This window comes from Desulforhopalus sp. (genome assembly GCA_030247675.1).
Taxonomy (GTDB): Bacteria; Desulfobacterota; Desulfobulbia; order Desulfobulbales; family Desulfocapsaceae; genus Desulforhopalus_A.
Map to the genome: position 1 here is coordinate 621,131 of JAOTRX010000002.1, position 11,347 is coordinate 632,477.

Genomic DNA, 11,347 nt, shown 5'->3' on the forward strand with positions numbered 1-11,347 from the left:
TGCCTTCTCAAACGAAACGCATGCCCTTGCTGCATAAGCAGCTATTTTATCGATAAAGGAGAACGTAGAGATGACCAGAGAAGAAATTATGCAGATCATCGAGGATGAGAACATTCAGTTCTTTCGCCTCCAATTTGTGGATATATTCGGATTTATGAAGAATGTGGCGATTCCGAAAAGCCAGATAGAAAAAGCCCTGGACGGGGACATGATGTTCGACGGTTCCTCCATTGACGGCTTTGTGCGCATCAATGAATCGGACATGTATCTCAAGCCGGACTACAATACCTTCACCATTATGCCGTGGCGCAACAAGTCGGGCATTGCCGCGGCGCGTATTATCTGTGATGTCTATAAATCCGACGGAACTCCCTTTGCCGGATGCCCGCGCGTCAACCTGAAGCGGGTCCTGGCCGAGGCCAAGAAGCTCGGCTATACCATGAATGTCGGTACCGAGGCGGAGTTTTTCCTCTTTGAAAAAGACGAGGACGGCCTGCCTACCACGGTAACCAGTGATGTTGCCGGATACTTCTCCCTCGATCCCGAGGATAAAGGCGGGGACTGTCGCCGGGAAATCATCGAGACCCTTGAGAAGATGGGCTTTGAGATTGAGGCCTCGCATCATGAGGTAGCCGAAGGACAGCATGAGATCAATTTCAAATATGCCGATGCCCTCACCGCCGCCGACAACACCGTGACCTTTAAATGGGTTGTTAAGTCGATTGCCTCCAAGTATGGACTGTATGCCACCTTTATGCCGAAACCGATTTTCGGTATAAACGGCTCGGGGATGCACACCAACCAGTCGCTGTTCAACGCCGACGGCACCAACGCCTTCTTCGATGAAAACGGTCCGCTGAAGCTGTCGAAGATCGCCTATGCGTATATCGCTGGCATTCTCAAAAATGCCCGGGCCTTCTCCGCGGTCACCAACCCCTTGGTAAACTCCTACAAGCGCCTGGTCCCCGGCTATGAAGCCCCGGTTTACTGCGCCTGGTCGGCCTCTAACCGCTCGGCACTTATCCGCATTCCGGCGGCGCGGGGATTGTCCACCAGGACCGAGGTACGCTGCCCGGATCCGACCTGTAACCCCTACCTTGCCTTCGCCATGATGCTCAACTCCGGCCTGGACGGGGTGAAAAATGGCCTCACCCCTCCAGCGGAGGTAAAGCGCGACATCTTCAAAATGACCAACATGGAGATGGAAGAGGTCGGAATTGCGGTTATGCCGGCTAACCTGAAGGAGGCCATTGAGGAGCTGAAGACCAATGCCATCGCCATTCCCACCCTGGGCGAGCATATTTTTGAAAAGTACGTCGAGGCCAAGGAAAAGGAGTGGGACCGCTTCCGCACGGCCGTCACCGAATGGGAGCTTGAAGAGTACCTGAGTGTGTACTGATAACCCGCCTGACGGCCCGCCTTAGGCCCGTAGCCCGCATTCCGCAAATTGAGGAATGCGGGTTTTTTCGTTTTCATTGGCTCCGGCAGAGCTTGCCAATTATGATTTTTGCCAGTAAAGATGGGTGAGCAATCTCCGCGAAAGAGTAAAACGACACCATGGTAAAACCAGGAACGAAAAAGCAGCAGGCGACCATCTCCGGGGTTCTGCCCTGGCTCACCAGGAACATGGGCTGGGATAAGCAGCTCGACCTGCATTCTATCTTCGTCAGATGGGATGAGCTGGTCGGCGAAGAAATTGCCGCGCACGCCCAACCGCAAAAGGTCGAGCGGGAAGTGCTGTGGTTGGAGGTCGAAAATTCCTCCTGGTTGCAGCAGCTGCAGTATGTCAAGATCGAGCTTGTCGAACGGCTCAATAGATGCCTGAGGCTGAACAGCATCAAGGACATCAAAATGGTTCTGCCGAAAGGCGATATCTTCCGCAGGCAGGAAAAACCGGGTCCGGCAGTGACCTTTGTCCGGCCCAATTCGGAGAAGGTCGACGCCTTTCAACGGCAGGTGGAATGTATTGCCGATGAAGGATGCCGGGAAGCGCTCATGCAGTTCTGGTATCTTGCCGAGGCATGCAAAAGGGAAACGAAATAAGGCCTTGGTCCGGTTGCATGGCGGGCAGGGGCTTGTGACTCAGATTTATCAGGCCAGGAAATGTTATACGACAACGTCTTAAGTGCTATCGGCAACACCCCCCTCGTTCGGATCAACCGCCTTTTCAAGAGTGAAACGGTACAGATCTATGGGAAATTAGAATCGCGCAATCCGGGCGGCTCGGTGAAAGAGCGTATTGCCCTTTCCATGATCGAGGCGGGGGAGGCCAGCGGCGAACTTACCAAGGACAAAATCGTTCTTGAGGCCACCAGCGGCAATACCGGGATCGGCCTGGCGATGGTCTGTGCCGCCAAGGGTTATCGGTGTGTATTGGTGATGCCGGAGTCGGCGAGTATCGAACGGCGTAAGATCATGCAGGCCTACGGTGCCGAGATCCTCCTGACTCCTGCCTCCCGGGCAACGGATGGGGCAATCGAAAAATCCTATGTCATGGTCCGGGAGTTTCCGGACCGCTATTTTCTCACCGATCAATATAATAACGAGGCCAACTGGCGGGCCCACTACCGCAACACCGCGCCGGAGATCTGGCAGCAGACGGAAGGGCGGGTCACCCATCTGGTGGCGACGCTTGGCACCTCGGGGACAGTCATGGGGCTGTGCGCCTGGTTCCACGAGTTTCAGCCCCATGTCAAGGTCATCGCCGTCGAGCCGCATCTGGATCATAAGATCCAGGGCCTGAAGAACATGAAAGAGTCGTATAAGCCGGGAATCTTTGATAAGTCGGTCCCCGATAAAATCGTCCTCGTTGACGACGAAAACGCCTTCAGTACCGCCAGAATGCTGGCGAGCAAGGAAGGTCTCCTGGTGGGCATGAGCAGCGGTGGAGCCATGGCCGCGGCCATCGATTACGCAAGAGACCTGGAGAGCGGCCTGGTGGTGGTGATTCTTCCGGACGGCGGCGAACGGTATCTCAGCACCCCCCTCTTCACGCCCCCCAAGAAGACCGATGCAAAGAAAAAACAGTTATGGTTTTTCAATACCATGTCCAAGAAAAAAGAGGTCTTTGTCCCCCAAAAGGAGGGACAGGTCACCTTTTATTCCTGCGGCCCAACTGCCTTTGAAATCGCCAACCTGGCCCTCTGCCGCCGGTTTATCGTCTCCGATCTGATCACCCGCGCCCTGCAGGTCAAGGGGATGCAGGTTGACGCCTACATGAACTTCACCGATATCGACGACAACACCATCTCCGGGGCGGAGAAGGCGGGCAAGCCGCTGAAGCAGTATACCGAGGAATTCATCGCCGGTTTCATGGAGGATATGGACGTACTCGGGGTGAAGCGCGCCAAAGGTTATCCGAAGGCCTCGGAAAATGTCGGTTCGATGATCGACATCGCCAAGGAGCTGCTGCAGAAGGGTTATGCCTACGAAAAGCATGGGTCGATTTATTTTGATATATCAAAGTTCAAAAAATACGGGCGGTTGTCGGGAATTGATCTGAGCAAGATCCAGCTCGGCAAGACCGTCGACCTTGATGATTATGAGAAGGACAATCCCCGCGATTTTACCCTTCTCAAGCGTTCTACCCTCGGCGAGCTGAAAAAAGGGATCTTCTTTGAAAGCGAATGGGGCAATGTCCGGCCCAGCTGGCATGTGGAATGTTCGGCCATGGCCACCAGAAATCTCGGGCCGACCATGGACATCCACACCTCCAGCAGGCACCTCATCTTTCCCCATCACGAAAATGAGATCGCCATCGCTGAGGCGCTGACCGGCAAGCCGCTGGCCAATTACTGGCTGCATTCCGAACTGGTGCTGGTCGACGGCAAGAACATGTCCGCCGATGCCGGCAACAATGTCACCCTCAAAGAGCTCCTGGCGCGCGGCTACACTGGCCGGGAGATTCGCTTTATGCTGCTGTCGGTGCATTACCGCAAGCCGCTGAACTTTTCCTTTAAGCGGCTGGATAATGTCCGTACCGCCCTGCGGCGTCTCGATGAATTCACCTGTAAACTGAATTGCCTTCCCGTCGGCAGGCCGCACCCCGAGGTCACCGCCTTTGTCACGGCGATGGAGGAGCAGTTTTTCGCGGCGATGGACGATGATCTCAACGTCTCCAGCGGTATGGGGGCGATTTATAATTTCATCCGCAAGGTCTACCCCATTCTCCAGGTCAACAATCTTGATAATGACCAGAAGAACTACATTCTCGAAACCCTCAACAAGATGAACGAGGTGCTCAACGTCTTCCGCCTTCAGGGCTGTCCGCTGGCCCCTGATGTCAATGCGCTGATCCAGCGCCGCGAGCAGGCGAGGAATGAAAAAAACTGGCAGGCCGCCGACGAGGCCAGGCTGGAGCTGGCCAGGAAGGGCATCGTGGTAATCGATACAGTGAACGGCCCGGTCTGGAAAAGGGCGCACGACGGCGAATGAGGGCAAGAATGGAGTTGCATTTTAAACATCTTTGAGTATTATGTCGTCCGTAATTCTCCTCTCCCTTCCCAGCAAATATGCGCTCGTAGCTCAGTTGGATAGAGCAACGGCCTTCTAAGCCGTAGGTCGTAGGTTCGAATCCTACCGGGCGTACCAAGAATATCAGAAAAGCCACTTAGTTGATAAAACTTCTAAGTGGCTTTTTTTTATTTTTTCTAGGCTGGCAATGTTGGTTGTCGGCTTCAATCTTATATCGCAGACTGCGTATCGTTTGAGTAGACTAGCTGCTCAACACAGGTTTAAAATAATTGCTAAAGCTTTTGGGAAAAGGTAGCTTTGTTGCATTGGATCGGATGGCTCTTCCTGGATAAGGACATTTTTGAAGAGTATTCGACCAGTCCGACCGTCTGTCTCCCGCCATTTTTTCAATTTTGTCATCATTGATGGAAGCCCTCGTTCGCACTACCACACCGACGGCAAAATCCTTTACTCTCTCAAGGCAACTGCCCTTGGCTTGATGGCAACCCCAAAACCGAGGTGATTTTCCAATTCAGCGAGAGACTTCCCGCATGAGATACCGCACTATCACCGATGAAGAATTGGCCCTGGCCCTCGAAGAAGGTGAGGGCTGTACCCTGGAATTCAAGAGTGCCGCCAACTCGGACCTACCTAAGGAACTGGTGGCCCTGGCCATGGAGAATTGTCCGGAGGTACGCATTAGTTATAACACCATGTTTACTTTGGATTTCCCCAGGCCAACCTATGTGGAGACCCAGGACTGAAAGGCAAGACCGTTATCCGCGAACAAGACTTTGTATGTTACCCAGCATGCCGCCAGACTTCTTGTGGTTCTGCAGGATGAAATGACCCGGGGAACCATTATGGAACTACTTGAATTAAAAGACAGAGTGAATTTTGGCAAAGAATATCTCACCTCTATCTTGCAGGGTGGCTTTATTCGAAATGGCCATTCCCGAAAAAACCAAGAAGCAAACTGCAAAAAGTACCGGTTGTCGGAGAAAGGGCGAAACCTGGCCTAGCGCCGGTGAACGGTGCAAAGTCATTGCCCATATTGTGACAAGAGAAAACTGATGAGCATCATCTACATCCTTCTGGCGAGCCTGATGTTCGCCTGCATGGGCGTCTGCGTCAAGCTGGCGAGCGGCCGCTTCTCGGCGGCGGAGATCATCTTTTATCGCGGCTTTATCTCCCTGCTCCTTGTTGCCGCATGGATGTCCTGGCGGCGGCTGTCGCCCCGGACCCCGCACTTGCGCACCCATGTCAGCCGCAGCCTTGCCGGGACGGTATCGCTGTTCGCCTACTTCCTGGCGATCACCATGATACCCCTTGCAACGGCGGTGACCCTCAACTACACCTCGCCGCTGTTTCTCGCGCTGCTGCTGGTTTTCTGGGTCGGCCAGCCGTCGCGGCGGGGCATGTATGTGGCGCTCGGCACCGGCTTTCTCGGCATCGTCCTGCTCCTTAAGCCGACCTTCAATCCGGCGCAATGGCTCGGTGGTGTGCTGGGTCTTGCCAGCGGGATGATCGCCGCTATCGCCTACCTCAATGTCCGCAAGCTGGGAGAACTCGGCGAGCCCGAATGGCGGACGGTGTTCTGGTTTTCAGCCGTCACCAGTCTGGTCGGCCTGCCCTGGTTGCTGATCGACGGCAGCCTTGCCCACGATCTCACCGGCTGGCTGCTGGTCATTGGCGTCGGGGCCTTCGGGGCTACTGCCCAGCTGTGCATGACCGCCGCCTACAAACTCGGCGAGACCCTGACGATCGCCAACCTTGCCTATTGTACCGTGGTTTTTGCCAGCCTCTTCGGGATGATCCTCTGGAACGAAAATCTCTCGCCTGCCGCCTGGCTGGGTATCTCCCTGATTGTCGGCAGCGGTGTGGCGACGACGCGGCTGGCTCGCAGCGGGAAGAGGTGACCCGGCCGCATGGCGGAATGTCCGGAACGGGAGGTCGATTGAAAAGAGGCCGATGGTTGCTACGTTCACACCGGCCACAGGGCAGGGATTGCGGCAGGCGCCGCCTGGCTTGCCGCAAGACCCGGCAGCAGACAGTAGAGCTGCACCCCCTGATCGATCCAGAAGGTGCAGGCGTCGCGCAGGACCTCGGCAAAGACCGCCAGGGTATCCGCCTCGACGGTCGCATTCGCGGCGATGGGCAGTTCGATGACCACCGTCGTGCCTTTATGCCAGGAACGATCGGTGAGGCAATCAAAGGCAGCGTCCCAGTTGCCACCAAAATACTCTGGGAAATCGAGGCCTAGCCGCAGGGCCTCAAGCAGCCCTTCCTTGCTGACATGTGGAAGAGGCGGCAGGGCAAAATAGCGAAGAGACCCGGCATCCGCCGCACCACCGGAGATGTCCGGCCGGCTCGGCAAATGATACACGCCCGGCTCCTGCTGCCGCAGCTGGGTGATAAACGGCTGCATGGTCATTCTGTGCTCAGCTTGGTAAAAGACCGGTAGTGGTCGGCGGTGTAATAAAAGACCTCCGGCGGCTTACCGCCGGACACCAGACGGCGGGCGCCACGGTTGTTTGCCCCTGGCGTCGGCACCGTGTATTCCCGGTAGTAGCCTCGCGACATTTCCGGCAGGAGTCTTTCCCGGTTCTCGAAGACAACGCCGTCACGGCTGAAGGGATAGGGGCCGCCCTTTTTGACGAGATCAAGGGTCGTTCGCAGCTCCGCTGGTAAGGTTTCAACCGTCGTACTGGGCTTGCCGTCCGGCGACAGGCTGTGCCAGACCTCGGTGATATTTCCCTGGAAGGTGTAGGCGAGCAGCGCCAGTCCGATGAGCACGAGCAATTTCTTCATAGATCGGTAAGCCTGAGGAATTATTACTGGGTTGTTTTCGACAGCCCCGAAGGGCGGCCGAAATCTCCTCCGGAGTCAGTTCCTCCGTCGGCACGTTTGTCGGTAAAAAAGGTAGTATAATCTTTACGGCTGGTTGTCTATCCTTTTATAGTGGTTGTTCACTATCATTGCCCATGCAGCCATCCGGTTTTTTCAGCAGGATTTTCCGGGATAGGCATGGCAAACAACCGTCTGCAGCTTCCGCCGGTGTCGTGGCCGATGAATATTGATAAAGCCGAGTTGAGCGGCATACCTGCTCAAACGAAACCTATGCTCGCGAGGTATGAGTTTGCAATACTCTATATGAACGATCAGCTCCTTCCACTGTGGGAGACCGATGCCGAGCAAGTGACGGCGATGATCTCCGTCGCCAACACCGAAAAGGGTATGGCCAGGGACATCACCTACAGCGTCTCGATAAATCCCGGCTGCCCCCCTGGCGATGGTCGCATGATGTGACGGGCCTTCATGGGGATTACTGGAGCCGGGTGGTTATTGCATTATTTCCGTGTAATTACAAATATTTCCACTCAGAAGAGGCAGGCGGTATGCGAGCAATAATTTTAGCGGCAGGCAGGAGGTTGAGGATGCTTCCCTTGTCATGGGAGATTCTGAAATGTCTGCTGCCCTAAGGGAAGACGACGATCGTCCGCTATATTCATAACCCCGGCTACCTGACCATGAACAGCCTGTATTCGCTGTATATGGCAAGGCATTGCCTGGATATGGATTTCCTCCTCCTCAATTCCGATGGCATCATCGGCGATTCATTGCTGCAAAAAATTCTGGACGAGGGCCACCCCCAATGCCCTGTTTGTCGAATTGGACAAGAGACCGTAAGGATGGCGAGATGAACGTTGAGGTGTGCCAGGGTTTTGTCGCCCGGATAGGGCAAGGATATTCCCACCGCGGCTGCCCAAGGGGACAGTGCCCAGGTCTGCAAATTAAACAGGATATCGGCAAATATTCTCAAAGAAGAACGAGTGTCTCAGGTCAATCAGGGCTATATCGGCAGGTTTCCCCGGGCAGCCTATGGTCCGATAATCGATTTGCAGTGAATCAAGGTAGTACCTACCTCCGGCCAGCCCTGGCATGAAATCGATTTTCCCCAGGATTATCAAAGGGTCTGCCGGGACTGCAGGTGAACACAGCCACTTCCCTATTGTGCCCAGGGCAATATCTGATAATATCCTTGAGCCGGGGAGTCCTTTGATGTATAGGGTGTACCTGGAAATGTCTTCCCGTCATGGGAGTTTTTTCGTTGAGGGTCGGGCCAGGAGCTCTCCCGGATCATGTTTCTTGAGGACATATCGTTGATTTTTCACCAAGGCGTGACGATTTGCCGTGTCAATGGCCTTCTGAACGGCAAAGGCAGCACCGTTTGATTGTCAAAACACTGTCGATTCGGCAGGTAATGCGGCTGGCAATTTTTATGTATTCGCAGGGGGTATCTTTCTGATGCAGTACTTCTCTCTTGCCCCAAGAGAAATGGTGGCCAGTGTGTGGCGCAACCGTTATCTCATAAAAACATCCGTGCAACGGGAGGTTGTGGGCCGTTACCGGGGGTCCTTTATGGGGATTCTCTGGTCGTTTTTCAATCCATTGTTCATGCTGACGGTTTATACCTTTGTTTTCAGCGTGGTCTTCAAGGCAAGGTGGCATGCGGGGAGTGGCTCAAAGGTTGAATTCGCGCTTATCCTCTTTGCCGGATTGATGGTCTTTAACCTTTTTGCCGAATGCGTCAACAGGGCGCCGGGCTTGATTCTATCCAATACCAATTACGTCAAAAAGGTCATATTCCCGCTGGAAATACTGCCGCTGGTGACCCTGGGCGGGGCATTATTTCATGCAATCGTCAGTTTTTTCGTATGGCTTATCGCCTATTTCATTTTGTTTGGAATGCCGCATTTGACTGTTTTGTTGCTGCCTTTTGTCATTCTGCCACTGTTGTTTTTCACTGCCGGGGTGTCTTGGTGGTTGGCGGCGCTCGGTGTCTATTTGCGTGATGTTTCGCAGGTAATTGGTATCTTTACCACAGCTCTTCTCTTTCTTTCGCCGATTTTTTACTCAGCCGCAAGTCTCCCGGAAACATATCAAATACTCTTTCAACTCAATCCCTTGACGCCGGTTATCGAACAGACGAGAGATGTTTTGTTTTGGGGCAAGGTCCCTGATCTGAAAATATTGCTTGTGTATTACTGCTGCTCGCTCGTTTTCGCTTGGCTTGGTTTTGCCTGGTTCCAGAAGACAAGAAAAGGGTTCGCGGATGTCCTCTGATATTGCCATCAAGGTAGACAAACTGAGTAAGTGCTACCAACTGTATGACAGACCACGCGACAGGCTCCTGCAAATGCTGCGGCGCGGCCGTAAGCAGTATTACCGGGAATTCTGGGCACTAAAGGATGTCTCCTTTGAGATCAAAAAGGGTGAGACCGTAGGAATTATTGGCCGTAATGGTAGCGGTAAGTCAACGTTGCTCCAGCTGGTTTGCGGGACACTCAATCCGACCTGCGGCAGTATTCAGACAAACGGTCGAATTGCCGCCTTATTGGAACTTGGTTCGGGTTTCAATCCGGAATTCACCGGGCGAGAAAACGTCTATATGAATGCCTCGGTACTTGGCCTCAGTCATGAACTTATCAATCGTCGTTTTGATGAGATAGTTTCTTTTGCCGATATCGGTGACTTTATTGAACAGCCTGTGAAAACCTATTCCAGCGGTATGATGGTCCGCCTGGCCTTTGCTGTAATTGCCCATGTGGATGCCGATATTCTGGTGATCGATGAGGCTCTCTCCGTGGGGGATGCCTTCTTCACTCAGAAATGTATGCGATTTCTGAGAAAGTTTATGGAGAAGGGCACAGTGTTGTTTGTCAGTCATGATACCGGGGCAGTGATTAATCTCTGCCGGAGTGCTATCTGGCTCGATAAAGGCGTGGCAAAACGCCAAGGAGATCCTAAGGAAATTGCCAAGTTCTATCTTGAAGAGCTTTATGAATCCCAGCAGGGTGAAGGTGCAATAATCCCAGAAATAGAAAATGACACACGTGCTGTGTTGATCAAGGATCAGCCGCGTGATATGCGGTTAGATTATATAAATTCAACCACATACCGCAACGATATTGAGTTGTTTTCCTTTATGTCTGACTCCCCTGCTTTTGGCAAAGGCGGAGGGCACATAATTTCGGTTCAACTCCAGGATCGGCACGGAAATCCATTAACCTGGGTGGTGGGTGGAGAAATGGTGGCATTAAAGGTTTTCTGTCGAGCAGAAATTGACTTGTTCAGCCCAATTATTGGCTTTTCCGTTAACGATCGGTTAGGGCAAACATTGTTTGGTGATAATACGTGCAACTTTTCACAGCGGAAACCGTTGACCATTTCATCCGGAAGTTCGTTCTATGCCATTTTTGACTTTATGATGCCGATCTTGCCTATGGGGGACTATTCGGTTACCGTTGCCTTGGCGGAAGGATCACAGCAAGACCATGTGCAGCACCATTGGATACATGAGGCCATCCTCTTTAAATCGCATAGTAGCAGCGTCAGCACAGGGCTTGTCGGTGTGCCGATGAAAGATATTAAAATGGGCAAGGTATGAACTACAATGCTCAACTTGAGATAGCATAGTTCTTCCCAAACTCTTCAAGTTTTCCAATTTCTTAAATAGGGTATAGCCCTTTTGTGGCCTGGGTTGTTCAGGATGTTTGGCCAAGAATATTTGTGGAGTTAGGGATCCACATAGAGAATTCATTTTTCGCTTTTTGCCAGGCGGTTCCGGAGTTCATCGATCCACTCAGTGTTTGCTTATAAGTTTAAAGAGAGACCGAATCAGTTCGTTCAAAAAGAGCTGGCAAATTCTTTGAACGTCGTAGAAATTAATAAAGCAGGTTGGTTACAAAAAATAATCGGTAAATTGTAGGATCACAAATTCGCTAGATATCTAGAGTATTATACGACAAATCTTTCAGTTGAATTCAGAATATTCGATTTGGTAATTACTCAGATACTCTTGGACATGTGCCTCAGCCAATTGTCGGTCTAG

The 11,347-nt window shown here is 52.8% G+C and carries 10 protein-coding genes and 1 tRNA gene; 9 read left to right on the top strand and 2 right to left on the bottom strand.

The annotated features are described in order from the left end of the window. Positions 1–70 precede the first annotated feature (70 nt). The 6 genes from glnA (at position 71) to OEL83_02790 (ending at position 6,371) form a co-directional block, all read left to right on the top strand. Positions 71–1,399 (top strand): type I glutamate--ammonia ligase, encoded by a 1,329-nt coding sequence (gene glnA / locus OEL83_02765; protein MDK9705951.1) that lies wholly within the window; start codon positions 71–73, stop codon positions 1,397–1,399. A 158-nt stretch (positions 1,400–1,557) separates the two neighbouring features. Continuing rightward, a complete protein-coding gene (locus tag OEL83_02770) occupies positions 1,558–2,043 on the top strand; it encodes a DUF721 domain-containing protein (protein MDK9705952.1) in 486 nt (161 codons plus the stop codon). 60 nt (positions 2,044–2,103) lie between these two features. Continuing rightward, positions 2,104–4,434, top strand: a complete 2,331-nt coding sequence (cysS, locus tag OEL83_02775; protein ID MDK9705953.1) for a cysteine--tRNA ligase — start codon at positions 2,104–2,106, stop codon at positions 4,432–4,434. A gap of 79 nt (positions 4,435–4,513) precedes the next feature. Then, positions 4,514–4,590, top strand: a tRNA-Arg gene (locus OEL83_02780). A 413-nt stretch (positions 4,591–5,003) separates the two neighbouring features. Beyond that, positions 5,004–5,216, top strand: a complete 213-nt coding sequence (locus OEL83_02785; protein MDK9705954.1) for a hypothetical protein — start codon at positions 5,004–5,006, stop codon at positions 5,214–5,216. 309 nt (positions 5,217–5,525) lie between these two features. Then, positions 5,526–6,371, top strand: coding sequence for a DMT family transporter (locus OEL83_02790; GenBank protein MDK9705955.1), 846 nt, complete (start codon positions 5,526–5,528; stop codon positions 6,369–6,371). Positions 6,372–6,436: 65 nt separating this feature from the next. On the opposite strand, the gene OEL83_02795 is transcribed toward OEL83_02790, so the two are convergent. Beyond that, positions 6,437–6,886: a barstar family protein gene (locus OEL83_02795; GenBank protein MDK9705956.1), complete on the bottom strand. Its 450-nt coding sequence runs from the start codon at positions 6,884–6,886 to the stop codon at positions 6,437–6,439. Further along, on the bottom strand, positions 6,883–7,263 hold the full coding sequence (locus OEL83_02800) for a hypothetical protein (protein MDK9705957.1): 381 nt from the start codon (positions 7,261–7,263) through the stop codon (positions 6,883–6,885). Before OEL83_02800 ends, OEL83_02795 begins: the two co-directional genes overlap by 4 nt. 216 nt (positions 7,264–7,479) lie before the next feature. Between OEL83_02800 and OEL83_02805 the strand changes: the two genes are divergently transcribed. The 3 genes from OEL83_02805 (at position 7,480) to OEL83_02815 (ending at position 10,903) form a co-directional block, all read left to right on the top strand. Continuing rightward, a complete protein-coding gene (locus OEL83_02805) occupies positions 7,480–7,761 on the top strand; it encodes a hypothetical protein (GenBank protein MDK9705958.1) in 282 nt (93 codons plus the stop codon). A 999-nt stretch (positions 7,762–8,760) separates the two neighbouring features. After that, positions 8,761–9,579: an ABC transporter permease gene (locus tag OEL83_02810; protein ID MDK9705959.1), complete on the top strand. Its 819-nt coding sequence runs from the start codon at positions 8,761–8,763 to the stop codon at positions 9,577–9,579. Further along, positions 9,569–10,903: an ABC transporter ATP-binding protein gene (locus OEL83_02815; protein ID MDK9705960.1), complete on the top strand. Its 1,335-nt coding sequence runs from the start codon at positions 9,569–9,571 to the stop codon at positions 10,901–10,903. Before OEL83_02810 ends, OEL83_02815 begins: the two co-directional genes overlap by 11 nt. Positions 10,904–11,347: the final 444 nt, after the last annotated feature.